25 protein-coding genes and 1 tRNA gene are annotated in these 24,364 nt (G+C 38.4%); 7 read left to right on the plus strand and 19 right to left on the minus strand.

What is annotated here, in order from left to right; all coding sequences use genetic code 11:
* Positions 1 to 70: 70 nt before the first annotated feature.
* Genes gldG through IAG46_RS01130 form a run of 4 tightly spaced genes read right to left on the minus strand, consistent with a single transcriptional unit; the run spans position 71 to position 3,599 of the window.
* Positions 71 to 1,735: a gliding motility-associated ABC transporter substrate-binding protein GldG gene (gldG, locus tag IAG46_RS01115; protein WP_190808480.1), complete on the minus strand. Its 1,665-nt coding sequence runs from the start codon at positions 1,733 to 1,735 to the stop codon at positions 71 to 73.
* On the minus strand, positions 1,735 to 2,466 hold the full coding sequence (gene gldF, locus IAG46_RS01120; RefSeq protein ID WP_190808481.1) for a gliding motility-associated ABC transporter permease subunit GldF: 732 nt from the start codon (positions 2,464 to 2,466) through the stop codon (positions 1,735 to 1,737). Before gldF ends, gldG begins: the two co-directional genes overlap by 1 nt.
* Complete coding sequence (locus IAG46_RS01125) at positions 2,466 to 2,768, minus strand: putative quinol monooxygenase (protein ID WP_190808482.1); 303 nt, start codon at positions 2,766 to 2,768, stop codon at positions 2,466 to 2,468. The genes gldF and IAG46_RS01125 overlap by 1 nt, the downstream gene beginning before the upstream one ends.
* Positions 2,769 to 3,599, minus strand: a complete 831-nt coding sequence (locus tag IAG46_RS01130) for an S-adenosyl-l-methionine hydroxide adenosyltransferase family protein (RefSeq protein ID WP_190808483.1) — start codon at positions 3,597 to 3,599, stop codon at positions 2,769 to 2,771.
* A 122-nt stretch (positions 3,600 to 3,721) separates the two neighbouring features.
* Here IAG46_RS01130 and IAG46_RS01135 point away from each other — a divergent pair, with 122 nt between their 5' ends.
* The 4 genes from IAG46_RS01135 to IAG46_RS01150 all read left to right on the plus strand — a co-directional run bounded on the left by IAG46_RS01135 (position 3,722) and on the right by IAG46_RS01150 (position 7,766).
* Positions 3,722 to 4,675, plus strand: a complete 954-nt coding sequence (locus tag IAG46_RS01135; RefSeq protein WP_190808484.1) for a PhoH family protein — start codon at positions 3,722 to 3,724, stop codon at positions 4,673 to 4,675.
* A 6-nt stretch (positions 4,676 to 4,681) separates the two neighbouring features.
* A complete protein-coding gene (locus IAG46_RS01140) occupies positions 4,682 to 5,638 on the plus strand; it encodes a phosphoribosylaminoimidazolesuccinocarboxamide synthase (RefSeq protein ID WP_190808485.1) in 957 nt (318 codons plus the stop codon).
* Between the two features lie 94 nt (positions 5,639 to 5,732).
* Positions 5,733 to 5,987 carry a DUF4212 domain-containing protein gene (locus IAG46_RS01145; protein ID WP_190808486.1) on the plus strand — a complete coding sequence of 85 codons (255 nt, stop codon included), beginning with the start codon at positions 5,733 to 5,735 and terminating at the stop codon, positions 5,985 to 5,987.
* A 3-nt stretch (positions 5,988 to 5,990) separates the two neighbouring features.
* Positions 5,991 to 7,766, plus strand: coding sequence for a sodium:solute symporter family protein (locus IAG46_RS01150; RefSeq protein WP_190808487.1), 1,776 nt, complete (start codon positions 5,991 to 5,993; stop codon positions 7,764 to 7,766).
* Between the two features lie 27 nt (positions 7,767 to 7,793).
* Here IAG46_RS01150 and IAG46_RS01155 read toward each other — a convergent pair whose 3' ends face one another.
* The 3 genes from IAG46_RS01155 to IAG46_RS01165 all read right to left on the minus strand — a co-directional run bounded on the left by IAG46_RS01155 (position 7,794) and on the right by IAG46_RS01165 (position 10,877).
* Positions 7,794 to 8,936, minus strand: a complete 1,143-nt coding sequence (locus IAG46_RS01155; protein WP_190808488.1) for a putative porin — start codon at positions 8,934 to 8,936, stop codon at positions 7,794 to 7,796.
* A 240-nt stretch (positions 8,937 to 9,176) separates the two neighbouring features.
* A complete protein-coding gene (locus IAG46_RS01160) occupies positions 9,177 to 9,932 on the minus strand; it encodes an SDR family NAD(P)-dependent oxidoreductase (protein ID WP_190808489.1) in 756 nt (251 codons plus the stop codon).
* Positions 9,933 to 10,013: 81 nt separating this feature from the next.
* A complete protein-coding gene (locus IAG46_RS01165) occupies positions 10,014 to 10,877 on the minus strand; it encodes an AraC family transcriptional regulator (RefSeq protein WP_190808490.1) in 864 nt (287 codons plus the stop codon).
* A 122-nt stretch (positions 10,878 to 10,999) separates the two neighbouring features.
* Here IAG46_RS01165 and acs point away from each other — a divergent pair, with 122 nt between their 5' ends.
* A complete protein-coding gene (acs, locus tag IAG46_RS01170; protein ID WP_190808491.1) occupies positions 11,000 to 12,907 on the plus strand; it encodes an acetate--CoA ligase in 1,908 nt (635 codons plus the stop codon).
* A gap of 346 nt (positions 12,908 to 13,253) precedes the next feature.
* On the opposite strand, the gene IAG46_RS17725 is transcribed toward acs, so the two are convergent.
* The 7 genes from IAG46_RS17725 to IAG46_RS01200 form a co-directional block, all read right to left on the minus strand.
* Positions 13,254 to 13,385: a hypothetical protein gene (locus tag IAG46_RS17725; protein ID WP_255512454.1), complete on the minus strand. Its 132-nt coding sequence runs from the start codon at positions 13,383 to 13,385 to the stop codon at positions 13,254 to 13,256.
* A gap of 72 nt (positions 13,386 to 13,457) precedes the next feature.
* The gene (locus IAG46_RS17610) at positions 13,458 to 13,805 is read right to left on the minus strand and encodes a 3'-5' exonuclease (protein ID WP_223826538.1); all 348 of its coding nucleotides are present in this window, start codon (positions 13,803 to 13,805) and stop codon (positions 13,458 to 13,460) included.
* Between the two features lie 482 nt (positions 13,806 to 14,287).
* Positions 14,288 to 15,019, minus strand: coding sequence for a DUF6090 family protein (locus IAG46_RS01180; protein WP_190808492.1), 732 nt, complete (start codon positions 15,017 to 15,019; stop codon positions 14,288 to 14,290).
* Positions 15,020 to 15,367: 348 nt separating this feature from the next.
* Positions 15,368 to 15,856, minus strand: coding sequence for a DUF4440 domain-containing protein (locus tag IAG46_RS01185; protein WP_190808493.1), 489 nt, complete (start codon positions 15,854 to 15,856; stop codon positions 15,368 to 15,370).
* A gap of 202 nt (positions 15,857 to 16,058) precedes the next feature.
* On the minus strand, positions 16,059 to 16,679 hold the full coding sequence (locus tag IAG46_RS01190; protein WP_190808494.1) for a nuclear transport factor 2 family protein: 621 nt from the start codon (positions 16,677 to 16,679) through the stop codon (positions 16,059 to 16,061).
* Between the two features lie 219 nt (positions 16,680 to 16,898).
* Positions 16,899 to 17,480 (minus strand): DUF1579 family protein, encoded by a 582-nt coding sequence (locus IAG46_RS01195; RefSeq protein ID WP_190808495.1) that lies wholly within the window; start codon positions 17,478 to 17,480, stop codon positions 16,899 to 16,901.
* 812 nt (positions 17,481 to 18,292) lie between these two features.
* A tRNA-Met gene (locus IAG46_RS01200) sits at positions 18,293 to 18,369 on the minus strand.
* A gap of 135 nt (positions 18,370 to 18,504) precedes the next feature.
* Here IAG46_RS01200 and IAG46_RS01205 point away from each other — a divergent pair.
* Entirely contained in the window at positions 18,505 to 18,888 is a 384-nt protein-coding gene (locus IAG46_RS01205) for an START-like domain-containing protein (RefSeq protein ID WP_190808496.1), read from the plus strand.
* Positions 18,889 to 18,942: 54 nt separating this feature from the next.
* A complete protein-coding gene (locus IAG46_RS01210; RefSeq protein ID WP_190808497.1) occupies positions 18,943 to 19,788 on the plus strand; it encodes an aminotransferase class IV in 846 nt (281 codons plus the stop codon).
* Between the two features lie 3 nt (positions 19,789 to 19,791).
* Here the strand turns inward: IAG46_RS01210 and IAG46_RS01215 are convergent, their stop codons facing one another.
* From IAG46_RS01215 to IAG46_RS01235, 5 genes are all read right to left on the minus strand, one after another.
* Positions 19,792 to 20,352, minus strand: a complete 561-nt coding sequence (locus IAG46_RS01215; protein ID WP_190808498.1) for a YqgE/AlgH family protein — start codon at positions 20,350 to 20,352, stop codon at positions 19,792 to 19,794.
* Between the two features lie 121 nt (positions 20,353 to 20,473).
* On the minus strand, positions 20,474 to 20,746 hold the full coding sequence (locus IAG46_RS01220) for an HU family DNA-binding protein (RefSeq protein WP_190808499.1): 273 nt from the start codon (positions 20,744 to 20,746) through the stop codon (positions 20,474 to 20,476).
* A gap of 176 nt (positions 20,747 to 20,922) precedes the next feature.
* The gene (fmt, locus tag IAG46_RS01225; RefSeq protein ID WP_190808500.1) at positions 20,923 to 21,888 is read right to left on the minus strand and encodes a methionyl-tRNA formyltransferase; all 966 of its coding nucleotides are present in this window, start codon (positions 21,886 to 21,888) and stop codon (positions 20,923 to 20,925) included.
* Positions 21,869 to 23,755: an ATP-dependent DNA helicase RecQ gene (locus IAG46_RS01230; protein WP_190808501.1), complete on the minus strand. Its 1,887-nt coding sequence runs from the start codon at positions 23,753 to 23,755 to the stop codon at positions 21,869 to 21,871. Before IAG46_RS01230 ends, fmt begins: the two co-directional genes overlap by 20 nt.
* Positions 23,755 to 24,318 carry an AAA family ATPase gene (locus IAG46_RS01235; RefSeq protein ID WP_190808502.1) on the minus strand — a complete coding sequence of 188 codons (564 nt, stop codon included), beginning with the start codon at positions 24,316 to 24,318 and terminating at the stop codon, positions 23,755 to 23,757. Before IAG46_RS01235 ends, IAG46_RS01230 begins: the two co-directional genes overlap by 1 nt.
* Positions 24,319 to 24,364: the final 46 nt, after the last annotated feature.

Consider the following 24,364-nt stretch of genomic DNA (forward strand, 5'->3'; position numbering starts at 1 on the left):
TTGGGCAGTTAAATCGATAAAAACAAATATATTTTAAAACCCTTTAGCAAAGAAACAAACTTATTAACATCTATAGCGCATATTTTCGTTTCCGATAATAGCCAAAAATAATACCTGCAACCAAAGTCAAAAACACGGGAAGCCCGATATTTATTAGCTGCCATTTACTTTTTTGCACAGCAATTTTTTCTGCATCCAACAGTGGAATGGAAACCCTTTTGTTTCTAATGTTTATAAGTCCAGTGTCATCTAGAAGGTAATTGATGCAATTCACCAAAAATTCTTTGTTTCCATAGGAACTGTTGGTCCATTTATCATACCCCAGCTCTAACGGTCTCCCGTTACTCAATTGATTTTTGACAATATCCCCGTCCGAGATTATTATCATCTTATTTTCTGGACCTTCTTCCAGAGTATTTTTAAGTTTTAATGGTTTTATACGGTTTTGATACATGGAGCTAAAATCCCCCTCGATTAAAACGGCTAAAGGTTGATTGCCATTGGTGTAAGATTCCTTATCCGGCGGATTGTTTAAAATATCCAGCCCAATCTGCTTGGGAGTTCCTTCCGTTTTTGATAGCGGAGAACTCTGTAGTAATATGGTCTTGCTATAGTCGTTTTCTAGAATGTCCATTGGACTTGTGAACTGATAGCGCACAGCTTCAATATTTGTGTTTATGGGATGGTTATTTCTGGAAAACACCATAGGGTTGTAATACCAAGGAACCGGATTGTATTGCGAATCATTTCCCTCGCCAGAAGCCAAAACAATCTGAGTGAAGTATAAATCGTTTACCAGAAGAGGGTTTATTCGAAGCCCATAGTTGAAAAAGAAATCCTTTAAATTCAAATCCCTTGGTATTGCGAGGGCGTTTCCACCACCGTTGAATATACTGTCTACCTCCATGGTTACTTGATCCACTAGCCAGATGGACCTTCCACCGTTGACGACGTATTGATCCAGGACATATTTTTCCTCATCTGTAAAAGCTTCAGTGGGTTTGGCAATAAGGGCAAGGTCAAATTCTTTAAGCTGGTCCAATACTTTTTGGGGATTTCCAGGAACAGAATCCAGGGTAATGGCTCCTATATTATAGTAATCTCGGATGGAAGTAAGATAATCGGCCATAAAAATATCGTCCAGCTCCCCATTTCCCTTGATTACCGCAACGCGTTTTTTCTCCTTAATGCTCAGCTTGGTGAATGCATCTGCAAAACCATATTCCAACTGCTGAACGGAATTGTTGATACGGTCTTCCATGGAAGAACCCAATTTATTTTTGAGCAAAGACACTTTGACTGTTTGATTATTGTAATTGACCATTGCCCATGGAAAAACCAGTTCCTGCGAAACTTTTCCATTTTCCTCTATGGTTACGTTCGCTGGTTTTAGGCCAATGCTTTGCAAGTTGGCAATAGTCTGCTGGGTTTGGGTCTCATCCTCCAACGGATTTACTAAATTGTACTGTATGTTCTTATTTTTAGTGGTGAAGGATTCAAGCAACTGAATGGTTTCAACTTTTAACTTTGCAAATTCGGGTGGAATATTTCCATCCAAAAGAATGTCCACAATTACTGGGGAGTCAAATTTTTTGGCAGCCTCAACGGATGGTTGTGACAATGTAAATCGTTTATCCTCTGTTAAATCAAATCTGCTGTAGAAAAAGTTACCAGCAATATTCAAAGTAATTACTATAACTAGGACTTTTACAATCGAAATCAAAAACTTTCCCATTAGCGAGGTAATTGTTTTAGGCGTTGAAAAGTCAGATATAAAAAGAACAAGGAAACAGAAGTGAAAAATATTAGGTCTCTGGTATCCACAATTCCCCTGGCAATGCTATTAAAATGTGCTTTTGCTCCCATACTTTGCACAAACTGTTGAACTTCTCCATTGGAAAACAAGGATGAAACGGCTTCAAAACCGTTGAACATCAAAAAACATATAAGAATGCCGATGATAAAAGAAATTATTTGGTTATCGGAAATGGTAGATGCAAAAATCCCCATCGAGGTATAAGCTGCGATCAAGAAGAAAAGCCCAAAATAGGAACCCAGAACAACTCCAGAATCAAAATTTCCTTCCACGATCCCCAAGCTAGAAATTGCAAATACATAGATAATGGTAGGCAGCACAGCTATAGCACAAAGTACAAAAGCACCCCAAAACTTGCCCAAAACCAATTTCCAAATGGATATTGGCTTTATCAGCAGCAATTCCAACGTACCCACCTTGCGCTCTTCAGAAAAGCTTTTCATGGTAATGGCCGGTACCAGAAAGATAAATATCCATGGTGCTAATAAAAACAGATTGCCCAAATCGGCAAAACCATAATCAAAAATGTTGTAATCACCCTTAAATACCCATAAAAACAGCCCATTGAGCAGTAAAAACAACCCAACGATCAAATAACCGATGGGCGATGTAAAAAAAGACCGTACCTCTCGTTTAAAAATTGCGAACATTAAATAGGGGTTGAAGATTGTAATTTTGCAACACTCCAAGCTTCCGGTTTTTCCGCGAACAATAGTTTGGTTTTGCCCCAAACTCCTTTAAAAAAATCCGATGTCCTGTAATTTTCCAAATCCGATTCGTTATCCCAAAAACTATATGTGAAAAAGACGCATGGATTTTTAAGGTCTTGGTACAATTCTACCATGCTGCACCCTTCAAAATCCGTAATCTTTGATTTTGTTGTTTCAAAGATTTGTTCAAAACTAGGAATATTTTCGGGTTTAAAAGTGAGTTTAACGATACGTATCAGCATTTATAAAAAATTTATGGTCACGGTGTCCCTGTAATTCAATCCGAGTAGGGTGGAAGCTCCGCCAACGGTGTTCAGGTCACTTTTGTAAATGGCAAGTTCAATATACCCGGCGGAATTAAATAGTGCCAAAGCATCCCCTGGTCCTTTACGTTGTGCCTTGTCCAAATCAAAATTGATGATTCCGTTATAACTATTATGAATAGCTTTTATCTTATTGGTTCGTGCTATTACCTCAAAATCACGGCCATTACGGTAGGCCTCAAAAAGACTTTTTTGAATATTGGTGATTACATTACCATAATTATCAACGTAGACCACATTACCCGTAATGGTTTTCCCATTATTGGATATACGAGGCTCAAACTCTCTCAGTTCCTTTAAATTATCGAAAGATTTCCCAATGACCTCCAATGTACCACCCCTTGCAATGTGGCAGGCTACCTGCACAAATACGTTCATAACTGGGAATGAACTTGGGCTGAAGTCGGGAATGCTTATTTCCACAACCTTTTCTGGATGTATTTCGGAGGTAATCAGCGAAATAACCCCACTATTCGCGCTAATGAAATAATGTCCATCTACCTGAACGGCAATATGCTGGTTTTCAGGAGATTGTTCAGAGTCAACCCCTACAATATGAACAGTACCTGTTGGAAAAGAACGGTAAGCATTTTTAAGGATATATGCACATTCTTGAATGTTGAACGGGTTTATCTCATGCGAAATATCAACAATGGTAACATCGGGCAAGTTATTCAGAATGGTCCCTTTTATTGCACCAACAAAGTGGTCTTTATGGCCAAAATCAGTAGTTAAGGTTATTATTGCCATGCAATACTGTTGATATGTTTTTCCCTGTTCAAATCGATTTTTGGTTAAGTTTGTGGGGTAAAATTAAGTAAAAAGAAAGAATAAAATTTCTTCAAAAATAACCTTTAAATACCCCAGTTTTATTGAACGAACTAATTATTGAACTCACGGAGATAAGCCCACAGGATTTCTTTGGGCAGAGGAATGAGAATATTGAGCTATTAAAAAAGTACTTTCCCAAGCTTAAAATTGTTGCTAGGGGCAGCAAAATTAAAGTATACGGAGATGAAGCATTGTTGGAGGAGTTCGATAGGCGTTTTGACATGCTTACCGCCCATTTTGCCAAATACAACAAGTTGGATGAAAACTCAATAGAGCGCGTGCTTACAAGCAATGGTCAGGAAGACTACAGCTCATCCAAAAGTAGTGGTGAGGTTTTGGTGCATGGCGTTAGTGGTAGATTGATAAAGGCCCAGACCGCAAACCAGAGAAGGTTGGTGGACGCATGTAAAAAAGACGACATGGTTTTCGCCATCGGTCCTGCGGGAACAGGAAAAACTTATACCGGTGTAGCGTTGGCTGTAAAAGCTTTGAAGGAAAAACAAGTTAGACGTATTATTCTGACCCGCCCCGCGGTGGAAGCAGGAGAAAATTTGGGATTTCTCCCTGGCGATTTAAAAGAAAAGTTAGATCCTTATATGCAACCCCTTTACGATGCACTTCGTGATATGATTGCGCCTGAAAAGTTGGAGAAATACATTGAGGACGGCACTATTCAGATTGCACCAATGGCATTTATGCGTGGTAGAACGCTTGATAATGCCTTTGTTATTTTAGACGAAGCCCAAAATACCACCCATGCCCAAATGAAAATGTTCTTGACCCGTATGGGCAAGAATGCCAAATTTCTATTAACGGGAGACCCAGGGCAAATTGATTTACCCCGAAGGGTAATCTCAGGTTTAAAAGAAGCCCTTTTAATTTTGAAGAATGTCCAAGGCATCAGCATTATTTATTTGGATGACAAGGATGTGATTCGACATAAACTGGTCAAAAAAGTCATTGACGCCTACAAGAATATTGAGCACACAAACTAGCTTAGCATGCCAAACACATTAATGGATACCAATTTCCATTTCTCCGGACAAAAATCGATTTACAAAGGAAAAGTAAGGGAAGTTTATACGTTGGAAGATGACATTTTGGTTATGATAGCCACCGACCGCCTGTCCGCTTTTGATGTGGTCATGCCCAAAGGAATCCCATACAAAGGACAGATTCTGAATCAAATTGCCACCAAAATGATGAAGGCTACGGAAGATATTGTCCCCAATTGGTTAATGGCCACTCCCGATACCAATGTTGCCGTGGGTAAGGCCTGTGAACCTTTTAAAGTTGAAATGGTCATCAGGGGTTATATGTCTGGTCACGCTGCACGAGAATACAAAGCCGGAAAACGGGTTTTATGCGGAGAGCCCATGCCCGAAGGAATGAAGGAAAATGACAAGTTTCCAGAACCCATAATTACGCCTGCAACCAAAGCGGAACAAGGAGATCATGATGAAGATATTTCCAAGGCAGATATTTTAGAAAGGGGCATCATATCTGAAGCCGATTATATTATTTTGGAAAAATATACCAAGGCACTGTTTCAAAGAGGTACGGAATTGGCAGCTAAAAGAGGTTTGATTCTTGTTGACACTAAATACGAATTTGGAAAGACCAAGGATGGAGAAATTGTATTGATAGATGAAATCCATACTCCAGATTCCTCACGCTATTTTTATGCTGACGGTTATGAAGAACGACAAGCAAATGGAGAGCCGCAAAAACAATTATCCAAGGAATTTGTTCGGCAATGGCTCATTTCAAACGGATTTCAAGGATTGGAAGGCCAAAAACTACCAGAAATGAGTGATGAGTACATCGAATCGGTTTCAAACCGGTATATCGAATTGTACGAAAGCATTATGGGTGAACCTTTTGAAAAGGCCGATGTTTCCAACATCCATGAGCGCATTGGTGCAAACGTATCAAACTATCTGAACGCAGCTCGCTAAATATCAATTTTAGAAAGCTTTTTGTGAGTGCTCTCGTTTTTCGAAGGCAAGTTGTTCCATATTTCATATATTTCAAGAATAAACCAACCTTAAAATGGACGCAGCACTACGCAAAAAATATTGGCGGGAGAATTTAAAATATCTCGCTATCCTTCTCGTAATATGGTTTTTGGTCTCTTATGGATTTGGAATCCTTCTTGTGGACGAACTAAATACCATTCGCTTAGGAGGGTTTAAACTAGGCTTCTGGTTTGCCCAACAAGGCTCCATTTACGTTTTTGTGATATTGATCTTCATCTATGTCCGTCTGATGAACAAGTTGGATAAAAAATACAAGGTTAACGAATAAGATATGGGAATTCAAACTTGGACGTTTATCATCGTCGGAATCACTTTTGCAATATATATAGGAATTGCCATTTGGTCTAGGGCCAGTTCTACCAAAGAGTTTTATGTGGCTGGGGGAGGAGTTTCCCCATTGGCCAACGGATTGGCTACGGCTGCAGACTGGATGTCAGCAGCCTCCTTTTTAGGTATGGCAGGAATCATCGCTTTTTCAGGTTATGATGGCTCGGTATATCTAATGGGGTGGACAGGCGGTTATGTGCTTTTGGCCTTATTACTGGCTCCCTATTTACGCAAGTTTGGAAAATTTACAGTTCCCGATTTCATCGGTGACCGTTACTATAGTAATGTGGCACGTACCGTTGCCGTGATTGCCGCACTTTTTGTGTCATTTACCTATGTCGCAGGGCAGATGCGGGGCGTGGGGGTGGTTTTTTCACGCTTTTTGGATGTTGAGGTAAATACCGGCGTCTATATTGGAATGACCGTGGTGTTGTTCTACGCCTTTTTAGGAGGAATGAAGGGAATCACCTATACCCAAGTCGCACAATATTGTGTGTTGATTTTCGCCTTTATGGTCCCGGCTATTTTTATTTCGATAATGGCCACCGGAAACCCAATCCCTCAATTAGGCTTTGGTTCAGCAGGTGAAGATGGAGTTTTTCTTTTGGACAAGTTGGATGGTTTGATGACCGAACTTGGATTTACCGCATATACCGATGGTACAAAATCAACAACCGATGTCTTTTTCATTACAGCTGCATTGATGTTGGGTACAGCAGGCCTGCCCCATGTAATTATCCGGTTCTTTACCGTACCCAAGGTAAAAGATGCCCGTAAATCGGCTGGCTATGCCTTGTTGTTCATTGCAATTTTGTATACAACTGCTCCAGCCATTGCCGTCTTTGCTCGCACCAACCTAATGGAAACAGTTGAAGATACTCCCTATCAAGAAATTCCGTCATGGTTTACCAAATGGGAGGATACAGGACTCATTGCCTGGACGGACAAAAATGGTGATGGAAAAATCCAATACCTACCTGGTTCGGCCATTGATGGTAAAAAACCGGTGTTTGTACAAGGAAAAGGAGATTATGGACAGCGAAGAATTTCCAACGCAAGTACTACTGCCAATGAACTATACGTAGATCGGGATATAACAGTTCTGGCAAATCCGGAAATAGCTGGTTTACCCAATTGGATCATCGCTTTGGTCGCCGCAGGCGGTCTGGCAGCAGCTTTATCAACTGCAGCTGGCCTACTTTTGGTGATTTCCACATCTATTTCGCACGATTTGATCAAAAAACAATTTGCTCCAGACATTTCGGATAAAAAAGAACTTCTGATTGCTCGCCTTGCGGCTGTTCTCGCCGTAATGGTTGCTGGATACTTTGGAATCCATCCGCCAGGTTTTGTAGCTTCAGTGGTTGCGTTGGCCTTTGGATTGGCAGCTTCGTCCTTTTTCCCAGCTATTGTAATGGGAATATTCAGCAAGCGAATGAATAGGGAAGGAGCCATAACTGGAATGATTGCTGGTTTGGCCATAACGACCTATTATATTGCTAGATTCAAACTGGGGTGGATTGGAGATCCTGAAACCAGCACCGCTGATGATTGGTGGTTTGGCATTTCTCCAGAAGGTTTTGGAACTGTGGGAATGTTGGTCAACTTCGCGATAGCACTTGTTGTTTCTAGATTTTATTCAGCTCCTCCGGAATCTGTACAAGAAATTGTGGAAAATATTCGTATACCGAGTGGAGCAGGAGATGCCGTAGATCATTGATTCTTGTTTTTTTTGGCGAATGTTAGCTCACAACCGGATATCAAAATCCAAACGGATACGTTGTCCATTTTCCAATACGGTTTCTAACGGGACTAACTGTTCTACCCAATAATATTTCATTTTCAAGGACATGTTCCTGCCTATCATATGCCCCAAAACAAATTCCAATCCCTTGAGATTGGTCAGTCTCCCATCTGGGGAATCAAAAGACGAATAATCCCATCTGACCCAATCATTTTGAGTAAGAAAGTCAACCGCTGCATACCTTTCAAGGTGGGTATATGTGACTTTAACCATCCAATCCTTCCTTTCTTTTAGGTTTCCATAGCCAACAGCCAATGACCAACCTTTTTTTTGATCTTTGAAATCAACAGGGATTGAGTCATTAGTGGTATAGTTTTCAAGATTTTGGTAATAATCCATTTCAACATTGACAGGACTCGATTTAAAAGGTTTGAACGAAGTTCCCAAATGCAATATAGAATAGTCAAAAAGAAAAGTAGCCGCACCATCGGGAATGTTCTGTATATTTTTGAACAGGTAGATACCCGGATAGAATTGCCATCTTTTATCCCACATACTAGAAGTAATCTGAAAACCTTGGAAATAGCTGTCATAATCAAATGAGGACCCGCGGGTGTTGATTATAAAATGCCCTCCACTTATAGAAACTTGATCAATAGGACTGGCAGCAATTGAAAATGTCTTCTTTAGAAAAATTCCTTCAGGATATACGTTATCGCTCCAAAAAAGCTCGTTCTTTTTTTCATAGGGAAATGTGTTTTTGCCAAACCATGCGGTGTAACCATTCTTTTGAGCTTTAAAATAGGCCTTTTCGAGGGCAATGGGCAGTGTTCCAAATTCGTTGAAAGCATCTCCAAGGGTTAATTGGGGGTCTTGTTGCTTTTTTGGGTCACCGGTTCTAATTCTTGCCCCTACACTGGCCCAGTCGTTGTGTTGGTAGGTTACCCCAGCTCTTAACCTGTAACGTAGGCGGGAACGATCATCCCTAAATGTTCCATCTGATTTTCTGGAGTTCCAATCCTGTTCGATTCGAAATCTAAAATCACCATCAACCTTTAATTTTTTGACTTTTGATTTTTCTTGTCCCATTCCCAAAAAGGATAAAAGAAGTATGGGGTAGATAAGGTTATTTGTTATAGCTTTCAAATTCTAATAGTTTGTTTTCGTAAAATAATCTACGCAAGCTTATTAGGAAGTTGTGAAAATGAGCTTCAATCCAACACTACAAAAGTAGAATATGCCTGGGATTCCCCAAACAATATCATTCTGTTTTATTGAAAGCACCTAAGACATATTACGATTAAAATTTGTTGCCATATGATGTATAAAAAATCCCACCGAAACAGTCCGATGGGATTTTAAAGTCTCTTGCTGAAAGCTGTTGAATCAATTTCTTCCGGCCATTACTCCGCCATCAATGTCCCAAACCGCACCGGTGACCCAAGAGCTTTTATCCGTAAGTAAAAAATGGATAGTATGTGCTATATCTTGAGCCCTGCCAACGCGTCCGATAGGATGGAAATCATTAAAACCTTGCAAGGTATCTTCAATTTTATCCTTTTCAATAAATGCACCATAAATTGGCGTGACCACTACCGCCGGAGATACCGCATTTACCCGAACACTATGCTCGGCCAGTTCCATTGCCAAATGTTGTGTAAGGGAATGCAATCCTGCCTTTGCCATTGAATAAGCAGAGGATGGCGTGGCTTTAATGGCTTGTTTGGCCCACATAGAACCAATGTTTACAATTGCCCCACCTCCATTAGCCTTCAATATTTTAGCCGCTCCCTGGGTTATAAAGAAAAATGCACGGTTAAAATTGTGGTAAATATCATAATCAGCCTTGGAATGCTCCAAAAAAGATTTTGGACTAAAATACCCTGCTGCGTTGACCAAATATGCCAAATTTGACAGCTTAACGGGTAGGGTCGATATAAATTCATGCACAGCGTCACCATCATTCAAATCCAATTGAATGGTTTCTACTTTACCGAATTCTGAAAGTTCTTCGGCTGCGCTTTTAAGATTGGATTCGTTTCTCCCTAAAATGGACACTGCTATGCCATCTTTTAGTAAAAGTTCTGCGGTGGCCTTTCCAATTCCGGTGGACCCACCTACTATTAATGCTTGTTTACTCATAATCTATATGGATTTCTTTCCATGCAAATTTCACATGAGTTCACCTTAAAAAATGGTAATCTACAGACCGATACTGGTAAATTAAAGAATGCTTTGTTGAAATTCCTTTGGGGTATGGCCTATTCCCTTTTTAAAATATTTGGTAAAATATGTAGGGTCATCAAAGCCCAATGCGTAGGCAATCTCTTTTATGGATATTTTTTGATTGGAGAGCATGCGTTTGGCCTCAAGAAGTTTACTTTCTCGAATTACTTCGGCAGGGGTGGCAAGGAATATCCTTTTGCTTATGGTTGTCAAGGTCTTTGAGTTGGTGCCCAGAGCACTTGCATAATAATCGATGCTGTAAAACTGGTCAATTCGCTCCCTAACCAACTTTTTAAAACTAGCGGCCAGGCCAAAATCTGCATTGGAATCAAAATCAATATTGTGTTGCTTTTTTCTGAGTCTTTCAATAAGCAACAAGATAATCTGAAAATAGTGGTACACCTGTTCCCTATAAAAAGATTCTTTTGAAGTAAGTTCAGATTGAATGGAAGTAACTATCCCATCTAATTTGGTTGCTTCCGTTGCGGATAATTTCAAACAATAGCTTCCAATTTCGTTAAAAATTGATATCGAAAACCTATCCATCAAACTAGCATCCCTTGCGTTGATGAATTCGTCGTTGAAGTGAAACAAATACCCAATATTTGAAGCATCAGGGCAGAAGTAGTGGACCTGGTTTTTGTTGATGAAAAAAATGGAGTTCGCTTCATGATTGATCACTTCATAGTCTACATAATGCCTTCCTTTCTCCTTAAACCAAACGAGTTGATAAAAACTATGTCTATGGGGAACAGAAGCTTTACTCTTGTTCGATTTGTAGTATAGTTGAGCATTATTTACCTCAAAATGAAGCTTGGAGGGGTCGTTTTTATGAAGATGGTATCTTTCTATTTTTGTCATTCGTCGATTGTGGAGAGTAAGTCGAAGTTACTGATTTCCCTTACGTCGATTAATACTCAATTGATAAAACTACTGTTTCTTTTTTGCTATTTTTAGGGTTCACAAAATTTTGAGGACAACGTATGAGCAACTACCACATTAAACATTTGGAGGAGTACTTTCAGGTTTATAGAAAATCAGTAAGAAATCCGGAGGCATTTTGGGAAGAAATCGCAGAAGAACATTTTGTCTGGCGTAAGCGATGGGACAAAGTTTTGGATTGGGATTTTTCCAAGCCTGAAGTTAAATGGTTTGAGGGTGCCAAGCTCAATATTACCGAAAATTGTATAGATAGGCACCTGCATATACGTCGCGATAAAACGGCTATTCTTTTTGAACCAAACAATCCGGAAGAAGAGGCTGAGCATATTACCTATAAACAGCTTCACCAGCGTGTGTGCAAATTCGCCAATGTTTTAAAAGATAAGGGTATTAAGAAAGGGGATAGGGTTGTAATTTATTTGCCAATGATTCCCGAATTGGCCATTTCAGTTTTAGCCTGTGCCAGAATTGGTGCCGTGCACTCCGTGGTATTTGCTGGTTTTTCATCCACCGCCTTGGCCACCCGGGTTAACGATTGCGAAGCAAAAATGGTGTTGACCTCCGATGGATCATACAGAGGTGGCAAAACCATTGACCTTAAAGGAATTGTAGATGATGCTTTGAAACAATGCCCGGGAGTTGAAACGGTATTGGTTGCCAAAAGAACCAATGCCGACATACCAATGGAAAAAGGACGTGACCAATGGTTGCAGCCGCTGTTGGATAAGGCCTATTCCGATTGTACACCTGAAATTATGGATGCCGAAGACCCTTTGTTCATATTATATACCTCAGGCTCTACAGGTCGTCCAAAAGGAATGATGCACACCACGGCGGGCTATATGGTGTACACGGCGTTTACCTTCAAAAATGTATTCCAATATCGTGAAGATGATGTATACTGGTGTACTGCAGATATTGGTTGGATTACAGGTCATTCATATATTGTTTATGGACCTTTGGCCAATGGTGCCACAACCGTAATGTTTGAGGGAGTACCTTCCTATCCTGATTTTGGAAGGTTTTGGGAGATTGTTGAAAAGCACAAAGTAACCCAATTTTATACAGCTCCAACCGCAATTAGAGCCTTGGCCAAAGAGAATTTGGATTTTGTCACAAATAATGATCTTTCTAGCTTAAAAGTATTGGGAACTGTGGGTGAACCTATAAACGAGGAAGCATGGCATTGGTATAATGATCATGTAGGTGATAAAAAGTGTCCGATTGTAGATACCTGGTGGCAGACCGAAACCGGAGGAATATTAATTTCTCCAGTACCGTTTTCAACGCCTACAAAACCTACCTACGCAACCTTGCCCATGCCAGGTGTACAACCCGCCCTAATGGATGAAAATGGAAAAGAAATCCATGGTAACCAGGTAGATGGTCGACTTTGTATTAAATTTCCATGGCCATCTATGGCGAGAACGATTTGGGGAGACCATAAACGGTATAAAGACACCTATTTTTCTGCTTTTGAAGGGAAATACTTTACAGGCGATGGAGCATTACGAGATGAGGTTGGCTACTATCGCATCACAGGTAGGGTAGACGATGTGATCATCGTTTCTGGTCATAATTTGGGTACCGCACCTATTGAAGATGCTATAAATGAGCATCCTGCGGTTGCCGAATCAGCCATTGTTGGTTTTCCGCACGATATTAAGGGAAATGCGCTCTATGGATATGTAATTCTAAAGGAAACGGGCGAATCTCGAGATAGGGACAACCTGAAGAAGGAAATCAATCAAATGATCACCGAGCATATTGGACCGATTGCCAAGTTGAACAAAATTCAATTTGTTCCCGGTTTGCCCAAAACCCGAAGTGGAAAGATTATGCGACGTATTCTTCGAAAAATTGCTTCCAAGGACACGAGCAATCTTGGTGATATATCCACCTTGTTGAATCCGGAGGTTGTTGAAAAAATAATAGCTGAAGCTTTATGAAAAAAGCCCCTTTTAAAAGGGGGCTTTTTTTGTAGGGAGAGGGGGACTTGAACCCCCGACCTCAGGGCTATGAAGCGAAAGAGATTCACTGTAAATACTTGATAATCAATATTCAATGATTTTGATGTGGTTGCATATCCCTGCATATCCTTACTTAAATACCGTACTTTTTAAAATGCAAAATCATTAGCTAAATCTTCTCATTGGTGAGCTGAAAAGCTAAACCAAGTTTAAAATTTCTATTTTTTCGGTACTGTGAGTACATCTAAATAGGTCTTTTTAAACCAATCGTCAATTGTATACTTCTTTTTAGGCATCCAGAGGGATATCATGATTTTTAAGGGTATTATACCATGGTCTTAATTTCGCATTTATCAAAGTATGCCTTAAAAATCTTGGAAATATTTCTTGCATCGTCAATTCCCCTATGATGGGTTCCTTCGAGATTCAATCCTTCCCTATTAAGAGCTCGACGCATGCCAATTGGTTTCCTTAATTTGTTGATTTCTGTGTATTGATGTTTCAAACTTATATGGTTGGTCAACCAACTTTAGTCAAGCCCGTGAAGGTCACAGTCCTTGGCAAATTGGGTTTTATCGTAATACCCCCAACTACATAGAACATATGGTTTGTTTTGGTTTATCCATTCTTTGAACCTTTGGACTACAATATCATAGGGGTCGGCCGAGTCAACATCAGCTTGTTCAATAGTTGAAAGTTCGTGACAGAATTCTGATAATTCAGGGTTCAGTTTCGGTTTTACAAATTCAGAAAATTCGTTTACAAAGTTTCCGTCCTTGTCAATTTTCAAAGCGCCTATCTCAATTATTTCACTTTGCTTATTTGCGTTCCTATCCTTCCAACAGGTTGCTTCCAAGTCCAATATTATATAGTTCATCTATTTATTCTAATAGTGCACAAATGTCTCGGCCATGATATGTTATAGAAAATGCTCCAATACATCCCTTAATTGGCCCTAAATTAATTAATAACCTTTTAGAAAATTGGATAAACGGATTATGGGTTTGTTATCTTCTTTTGATTTGAACAACCTTAGGTAAAATATTGGTGCGCAGTTTATGCTAAATCTGATGGGTTTCTAAAAAAGTTCCTTTTACGGAACCATGTGAGACCTAAAATTTACTGTGGGTGAATTGACTCTAATGGACCTTGTATGGTGTTGCCTCACGGGTCTGCCATCATCACGCCTCATGCGCCATAGACTGGGTTGGCGGCTGTGCCTTTTGCTTATAGCCCGTTATAAATATATGGAAAATGTACTTTGTGTTAGGGGTGGTGTACAAGGCCCATCGACGGTCTGGACTATGATTTCGGTGTGGCACAAAACCACAATGAATTATAGCCATTGTTGTGCTATCGTTATTTATTCAATTGTATTGATTCAACATCTAATAATTCAATTAGAGAGGTTATATCTTCTTTTAGCAGAACAGCTTGTCTTGTATAAAAATTGATATTATTAAACTGAATGCTCAAATCTGCCAAAATTAAACTATCATTAACTTTAATATTATTAGAATCGTATTTTCCGTATTTAAGTGTGTATGCGTGTTTCCTTGTATATTCACTATATCCTCTATCAATCTCTTTCCCAATATCTTCTAAGCTTTTCATATGTACATCATATACGTTCTGAATCAAATTGAATAGTTTACGGTTAGATATTAGGCTTGATTTACCTTCTGATATTAGTGATTTATAAGTTCCTAATTTTGGTCTAAAATCTCTTTGATTACGAAAAAAGTACGAAATATGATGTACTTTATCTGACTCAGGTAATACTCCTATTATTTTGCTGAAACTATAGTTCAATGAACTGTCGAAGGCTATAAACCTAGCAATTCGAAGCTTACGAGCACTAATTACTTTGTTAAGTAATAATGTATCTTGAATTAGATCATTTCTAATTTCATTCAAATATGTTTTTTCAACGTTCCGTAGTTTTTCAGATTCATTCCAGTTGTTAATCTGTAACGCAATTAAAATCCCAATGACTACCAGTATTATTTCTCCAAATGCATAAATCAGATACTTACTGAATTTATTTTCAGAGAGTAGTTTTTGTCTAATTTTTCTAAAGAATTTTATCATTGGTTAGTGGTTTTATTATAGCTTCGACTCGAAATGAATTATTAATGATAGAATTTTAAATATAGTTGATGGCTGTGCCTTTTGCCAGTTTTCTGTCATAAATATAAGGGAAAGGTAACTTGGTCTTGAGGCTAGGTGTACAAAGCCCATTGACGGCGATGAGCAAAAGGGAGCGTAATTTTTACGCGATTTTGCGTGCCCAAAGGGACATTGCCGTCAACGTCTCGGCTATGAGTAGTTGCATAGGTTAGTACTTAACTTTGTAAGTACACACCAAAGTGAAAATCCACGAGGATTTTCAGAAGTAGGCGAGAACAAGCAATTACTTGTAGCCATTGTTAGCAGTTTTTATTTTTCACAATAACTTCCTTCACAAGTTAGTGGTGTATATATTGCTGAATGGACAAGCCAATCATTATCTTTTTTTCTATACATAATCCAATATTTCCCAACTATTGTTGACTTTTTTGAATCATTTTTTTCGGTCCAACTTTCGGTCCATTTTCCTGTTTCATATGCTACAGACCACTGTTTATTAACCTCTATTTCCTGAATTTCATTATACCAACTAATATCTGGTCGACGGTTATATAATCGCCTCACTATACCTTTGATTTCTTCTTTATTTAACCATTTACCGCCGGCAGAAATCATAATTGATTCAGGTGCGTAAAGAGTAAAAAGATTTATAGTATCACGTTTATTAAATGCAGTATTCCACAACTCATTTTTAGATTTAATTAAATCTATATCAACATCATCAAGATTTTGACCATAAATGCTCGTAGTTAAAATTGAAATGATTATTAACAAAAAACTTAAGTTTGTTTTTTTCATTTATTTATTTTTTAATTACTTCTAATGGGCTTTGTTTATGGTGTGTGGGGCGTGCCTCACCGGGAGCCATCATTGCGCCTCATTCGTTATAAGTGTAGTCGATGGCTGTACCATTTGCCCTTAAAGCTATTCAAATTTAGGAAAACTATGGTTTGTTATGAGGTGTAATGTACAAGGCCCATTGTTAGCAGCTGTTTATTTTTCAATTTAATGAGTCCTTTCCCTTCGATAAGGTTTTAATAACATCCAAAAGTCCTCCTTCAAATCCAGAAACTTGTTTGATGAAAGGCAAATGAGCCCCAATTGACCTGCCTTTATATATTTTATTATCCTTAACCCAAAAGATAAACGTTTCGTTAAAATCAGTTTTATTAGCTTTGGTTGTTGAACTAGCCATTTTTGGTAAATCCGATTCCATTCCAATCAAGAAAATAACTTTTTCTTTATCAGCCACGGCCTCTACAATTTCAAGTTTTAAATTTGGCAAAAGAGATTCGATTCTTTTAACGGCAGATTTTAATTCATTCCGATTATTAAATTTTCTTCCTTCCGTTGATGTATGTTCATAATTTTCAACAAACAACTCATCAATTAAGTCAATATTATTTTGATTGTATACTTCATTGAAATAACGAGATGTTAATTCAAGGTTTGATTTTCTTATTTTTTCATCTGTTGATTCTTGTTGACAAGAAGTCAAAAGTATTAGTAAGAGTATTAGAATTGTTTTCATTATTTGATGAATGGTTTTAATTGCCGCTAATGGGCTTTGTTTATGGCGTGGTGGGGCGAGCCCCACGGGGCAGTCATCATCTCGCCTCATAGGCCATAAATATAGTTGATGACTGTGCCTTTTGCCAGTTTTCTGTCATAAATATAAAGGAAAGGTAACTTGATCTTGAGGCTAGGTGTACAAAGCCCATTGACGGCGATGAGCAAAAGGGGGGCGTAATTTTTACGCGATTTTGCGTGCCCAAAGGGACATTGCCGGCAACGGTTAGTATGAGCTCGTTTTAATGCCGCTTATACATTATTACATGCTTTATCTATCTATTCGTGTGGCTATTTCTGTCATATGATGATGCCAGTCGTCATCTTCATATTCAGAGGTTCTTATATATGTTTTGCGTGTAAATGAATTAAGGTCTTCTCCCTTTGTTCCAATAATTAACTCATCTTTCACATATTCTGTTACGCTATTTTCAATTTGAAAATGTGCCGTGGTGTTCAATATTATGTTATCTGTATTATGTTGTAAAGTTCCTTGCATAAGTACTTTAATTGGCCAGGTCGAGCTCATCCATATGCTTTCGTACATATTATAAATCGGGTTATAGTTAAAGAAAACTTCATCCAACCCTCTAATTTTTTCTGGCCGATTAATTTCATATCTGCATTTTATAAACTTGCCATCTAAAGATTCTTCGCATATTAGGGTTCCATCCAAAATCCGTTCGTTATCATTATTTGGGTTATAAATCCGTTCTACATTCCATTTACCAATTAAAAATGATAAATCTTTAGTTGATCTTGTTTCATTTGGTTGTTGAGCAATTAAGGAGGTTGTACAGTGTAATACTGTTAAAATAAGATGTGCTTTGTAGAATGAAATTATTTTTTTCATAACTCTAATATTATTATTAATTCATTGCATGTAATGGGCTTTGTTTATGGCGTGGTGGGGCGAGCCCCACGGGGCAGGCATCATTGTGCCTCATTCGTTATAAGTGTAGTCGATGGCTGTACCTTTTGCCCTTAAAGCTATTCAAATTTAGGAAAACTATGGTTTGTTATGAGGTGTAATGTACAAGGCCCATTGATGGCGATAAGCAAAAGGGGAGCGCACTGGGTGCGTGATTTTGCGAACCCGAAGGGACATTCCAATTGCATTTAAATCATTAGATTCTGAAAAAGTATTTTCTCAAATTCACTGCTCGCAAACTTAGCTTTGATGGTTCATGACAGATTGCATTTTCATGCAATTCCGTACTTTTTTTCCGAACTTTTTTATATTTGAAAATACTGCAACTCTTTACAATCGATACGAAACAATGGTAGAGATTAAATTTTGGGAATATTTGAATTCCCAGGCTATTGCAAAGAGGTCAAAATATCAAGTTTTTATTAAAAGAAGCCATGTAATCATAAAGCTGTTCCAAACGATAAAACAGCTTAGAGCCTCTGTTAATACTACTTAGAAACCAGAATGCCACTGATAAGATCTGTCACAAAATGGATATTAAGTCGGGGTATTGGGATTGAGATCCTAAAGGTTTAAATTTGGATATATTCCTTTATAAAATATTAAAAGTTTCAGAGGGTTACTAACTGGGAAAAAAGATAATAAATGTCCGTAAAAAAGTAATAAATCTTAGTGCGGCGGACAAAAGGTCTTGCGCTCTTAAAACAAATAAACCCTTGAAAATCAAGGGTTTATGGTAGCGAGAGGGGGACTTGAACCCCCGACCTCAGGGTTATGAATCCTGCGCTCTAACCACCTGAGCTACCTCGCCGTGGTTTGTTTTTGCGGGTGCAAATATAAAGTTTAATTTTTGCCGAATCAAAATTCATATTAATTTATTATTTGATATTTATTTTTATATCTTCCCGAATAATAAAAATGTCGAAAGGAAAAACCAATCATAAGAATGAGTGATAAGATTAAATTTGAAATAGAGTTTGTTATCCAAGCTTCCCCACAGTTGCTTTATCAATATATATCCACACCTTCGGGCCTGTCAGAATGGTATGCCGATAATGTAAATTCACGAAGTGAAACTTTTATTTTTATTTGGGACGGTGCCGAAGAAAACGCCACAATGTTGAAACGAAAGAGTGATGAATTTGTCAAGTTTGCATGGGAAGAAAATGATGATGATAGTTATTTTGAAATGCGGATTATTGTAGATGAAATCACTAAAGATGTATCGCTGTTCATAACAGATTTTGCAGATGAGGATGAAGTGGACGAAGCAAAAATGTTATGGGAAAATCAAGTGGCGGATTTGAAGCAAGTATTGGGTTCAAAATAGAAGTATTCTCAACTAAAACGTATATTTGGTCCCGATAAAAATCGGGACTTTTTTATGATTAATTTTAATGGGGATATCTGTTTCAATAATGAGGCAATCCTACCACATGATAATAGGGGATTAAAATACGGAGATGCCCTTTTTGAGACCATGAGGTGCGTGCATGGCACAATCTTTTTTTGGGAGGATCATTACTTCAGATTAATGGCTTCAATGCGCATTTTGCGTATGGAAATTCCGATGAACTTCACATTGGAATTTTTGGAAGATGAGATCATCAAAACGGTAAAGGAAAACGATTTGATTGATGGACCTGCGAGGGTGAGAGTGACTGTTTTCAGGAATGAAGGTGGTCTGTACAACCCCAAAACCAATGAAACATCCTATTTGATTGAGGTCGATGCCCTTGAATCACCCTTTTATCTTAACCAAGATGTAGATTATGAAGTGGAATTGTTCAAGGATTACTTTGTAAACAAGGATATGTTGTCGAATTTAAAGACAACCAATAAAATACTGAATGTTGTGGCCAGTGTTTATGCCAAAGAAAATGGATATAACAACTGCCTATTGGTTAACAATGACAAAAATGTTGTGGAAGCCATCAACGGAAATTTGTTTTTGGTGAAGGATGGAAAAGTGAAAACTCCACCATTGGATGATGGTTGTTTGAATGGTATCATTAGAAAAAAACTAATTGAAATTCTATCCGCATTAGAGAATACAACTATAAAAGAAACGTCCATTTCACCTTTTGAGCTACAGAAAGCCGATGAACTTTTTATTACTAATAGCATTGTTGGAATTGTACCTGTAACAAAATATCGTAAGAAAACATACGATTCCAGTTTTAGCAAAAGTCTGATTGGAAAATTAAATGCAAAAGCCAGAGTGGGTTAAACTCTAATTGAGGGATGGGTTTTCAGGAGCATTGGACCACAACAAGTAATCGCCACCCAACTCTACCATCTTTTCTTTCCAAAAGGCATTGGAAGATTTTTCAAGAATATTGCTCTCGTATTCATTTTGAACCACTACCCAAGACTTTGATGAAAGCTCTTGGTCCAGCTGTGTGGAATCCCAACCTGAATATCCCAAGAAAAATCGGATATCTTGTTCTGAAATGGTTTTGTTATTGATTAGTTCAATGGTTTTTTCAAAATTACCACCCCAAAAAATACCATCAGAAATTTCAATGCTGTCATGAATTAGGTGTGGGACTTTATGAATAAAGTACAAATTGTCCTGTTCAACAGGGCCTCCATTGAAAACCTTAAATGGTATGGTAATCTCGGAGATAAGGTCATTGATGGTATATTCCAAGGGTTTGTTCAAAATAAACCCTACAGAACCCTCATGGTTGTGTTCAGCGATCAAAACCACTGACCTATTAAAAGAAACATCGCCAGAAAGCGTTGGCTCTGCAACCAGTAATTTTCCTTTTGTCGGCTTGTTACTTACCATAAACAATGATTCTTATTACTAAATGTAATATAATATATGATATTTACAAAACCACTGACCGAGCACAAATAAAAAAGCACTTCCGAAAGGAAGTGCTTCTATATATCATAAAAACTAATGATTAGTTTACCGCACCACTCAATTCAGCACCTGCTTTGAACTTTACTACGTTCTTAGCTGCTATCTGTATGGTTTGACCAGTTTGAGGGTTTCTACCTTCTCTTGCATTTCTTCTAGATACTGACCAAGAACCAAATCCTACCAAAGAAACTCTGTTTCCTTTTTTAAGAGATCCTTCTACATTTCCCAAGAAAGATTCCAATGCTTTTTTTGCCGCTGCTTTTGTGATGCCTGCATCAGCTGCCATAGCATCGATTAATTCTGTTTTGTTCATAATGGAATTAAATTAATTGTTGTTAAAATAATTTTAATGCTGAACAAATTTATACGGATTTGCGTGCAACGCAAGTAAAACCAAGGGAAATCCGGCTTTTTGTTGATAACTTGAAACGTTTGTTGATAAAGTCGAAAAAAAATGGTGTCATTTGTTAGCCTAGTATTGGTAGGGGTTTAGCGAAGATGGGCAGATTTATCGAGTTTTAACCCGTTCAAAATCTGCTTGATATCCATTTTCCGTTTCCCAGGAAATTGAACCTCCAAAAGATGAAGATAACCTCCGTTGACAGCCACTTTCATTTCTTTTTTGTTCCAAAACAGCTTTCCAACGGAATAGTAATGTCGGGCATTTTCCATTGCTGCCTTATAAATTTTAATGCTTTCTTCCTTCCCATCATTTACTAAATAGGTCCATGCAGCCGGATATGGACTTAATCCTCTTATATGATTATGGATTTGCTCCAAAGAAGTATTCCAATCTATTTTACAGGTTTCTTTATGGATTTTATGGGCAGATTTTAAGTCTTCGGATGCTGTCTGGATTGTGCTTTCAATTTTTCCCGTCGCTATTTGATGGCAAGTTTTTACCACTAATTGAGCACCGATCTCCATTAATCTATCATGTAATGCTCCGGCATTATCTTCTGGCAAGATTTTTTCCTTTTGCTGAAGAATGATGTTTCCGGTGTCGATTTTATCATCTATAAAGAATGTGGTAACTCCAGTTTCTGTCTCCCCATTTATTATGGCCCAATTTATTGGTGCGGCTCCACGATATTGTGGAAGCAACGAAGCATGAAGGTTAAAGGTGCCATATTCTGGCATTTGCCAAACTGCCTTTGGAAGCATACGGAATGCTACCACCACGTTTAAATTTGCATTTAAATTGCGCAATTCGGTTAAAAATTCCTCATCCTTTAAGTTTGTTGGCTGTAAAATTTTTAACTGTTGCTCCTCTGCGTACTTTTTTACTGCTGATTTCTGAATTTTTCTTCCCCTGCCTGCAGGCCTGTCCGGCGCGGTAATGACCCCAACAACATTGAATCCGTCGTGCAAAATGCCTTTTAGACTTCCAACTGCGAAATCAGGAGTGCCCATAAATACAATTCGCAATGGTTTGTTATGTGTTGGTATACTCATTTTTATGATTCAATTGTATCAATTCGTCCTCCATTAATTCCTGCAAAACTTCGAGAACCAGAGCTTCATCCAGCTGCGTGAGTTTAACAAGTTGTCGTGAAGTATGTGGCCTATCTTTTATTAGATTTAAAACTACATTCCTTAATTCATCGGTCAAATGACCTGAGGTTCTGCAAATATCGCATACCCCACATTTATCCTTGGTGTTTTCGCCAAAATAATTTAATAAATAGGAGCTACGGCATCTGTTTGTGTTTTCTACATACGCCAACATAGCCAATAAATTGCCTTTTTTAATTTCATTTAGGTCTTTGATACGTTTGGCAAAACGGTTAATTGTTCGGTCGTCCTCCCTTGGAACCAAAAATGTAAGCTCAATATCACTTGAGACATTTTTATAATCGGCTATGCCATCATCGTGCAGCTGTTGCAATATGGTTTTAATATGTTTTTCGGAAGCCGATGTTTTCTTTGAGAGCAACAGCAGATTGATTTTGGTATCGAATTCCGTAATTCCTCCGTAGGTGCGCAAAATAGTCTGGATGATGGGAGCAGATTTGGGGTGCTTTTCCAGATAACTGAAAATTTCATTTTTAGATGAGACAAATCGTAATGTTGTCTTTTCATTATAATTTTCTGAAAGGGCTACGACTGAATTTTGATCTAGAACTCGCAACCCGTGGTAGGCCATATTGGGATTAAGTTCGTATCGTTTACTAAATGTATTGAATTCGAACTCCTGTGTTTCTTGAACCAATTCCCCATAAGGAATTTGAAAGTAATTGTTAAGTTGTAGATATAGCTTTTTCACAAAAGCAACATTGGGAAGATGAGCTAGAAATTGTTGTTTGGCCCGATCTTTATCTTCAGGTGAGGTGAGCAAAATAGCACTTGCTGGCTTATCATCCCGACCAGCCCTTCCTGCTTCTTGGAAATAACTTTCAACACTTTCAGGAATTTGATAATGTACCACCAAACGTACATTTGCCTTGTCCACTCCCATGCCAAAAGCATTGGTGGCCACCATTGTGCTTACCTTTTCTGTTAACCAAGAATTCAATCGTTCTTCTTTGTCCGTTTTCGAAATGCCACCATGAAAAAAAGAAGCGTTAAATCCATTTTTGTTCAAATAATCCGCCAAGGTAACGGTCATTCTACGTGACCTAACATAGACAATAGCACTTCCCGAAACACTTTCGATAACACTTTTTAAGTGGTATAGCTTGTCTTCTGTGTGTTTTACCTTGAAGGTAATATTACGTCGTAAAAAAGAATCTTTGTAAACCTGCGGGTCATTTAGTTCAAGGTTCTCAAGAATGTCTTGCATCACCTTTGGCGTAGCTGTGGCAGTAAGGGCTATTGTTGGCGCATTTGGAGCCAATTCCCTTAATATGGAACAGTCCAAATAAGCCGGTCTAAAGTCATTGCCCCACTGCGAAATACAATGTGCTTCATCAATGGCGATGAGATTTACATTCATCTCGCGTATTCTTTCCTGTACCATGGTCTGTTGCAATCGCTCTGGAGATAGATACAGGAATTTATAATTGCCATAAATACAGTTGTCCAACAAATTGGTGAGTTCTTCAAAAGAAATACCTCCAACCAACGAAACAGCTTTGACCCCACGTGATTTTAGCTGACCCACCTGATCTTGTATCAAGGCCACCAATGGAGAAACAACTATGCAGATACCTTCGTTGACCAAGGCCGGTACTTGATAGCACAAAGACTTACCACCACCTGTTGGCATTAGGGCCAATATATCTTTGCCTTCAAGAACACTGGTGATAATCTGTTCTTGAGAACCTCTGAAATCAGGATAGCCCCAATACTCCGTTAAAATACTTTTAATCGATTGTTGCACTACATCTGGTTAAGTGTTTCTAAAACAAAGGACACCCTTTCATGAACAGGTTTTTTTGGAATGATTATGGGGTCATATCCGAACTGGGTGTAGGTATGCATCAAAGCATTATGAATTTTCTGAGCTTCGTCGAAAGTCTCTAAGCGTTCGTTATCAGAAATATAAATCTCTTCCCATGGTGGGGCAATGAATATTGCATCGTATTTATGGGCTTCACATACCGATGTGAACTCCAGATCATATGCTTGATCAAAGAAATCCATATACGCCAGAACATCAGGAATTCCACGATCAAAAATGTTAATCGGAGCTTTTGAACTTATTGATTTCTTAAAGTGGGCTGCCCGCCCATATAAGAGGTCCTTGTTAAACTGTAATGCATCATCTACAAAAACCAAAGGGTTGGAAACCATGGTTTCAGGATTACCTTCTTTTTTCGCTTGGGAAGTCATATCCCGTATAATCTCATGAAAACAGAGGAGTCCTTTGTCCTCCAATCCGTTTACTATTGAGGTTTTTCCAGTTCCGGGAGCTCCAGTGATAACAACTTTGAAATTATTCAAACACAAATATTTTACGCCACAAAGTAATGAAATAGGGGGAAGGAAA

Origin of the sequence: Flagellimonas sp. S3867, from assembly GCF_014698935.1 — a bacterium.
Lineage (GTDB): Bacteria > Bacteroidota > Bacteroidia > Flavobacteriales > Flavobacteriaceae > Flagellimonas.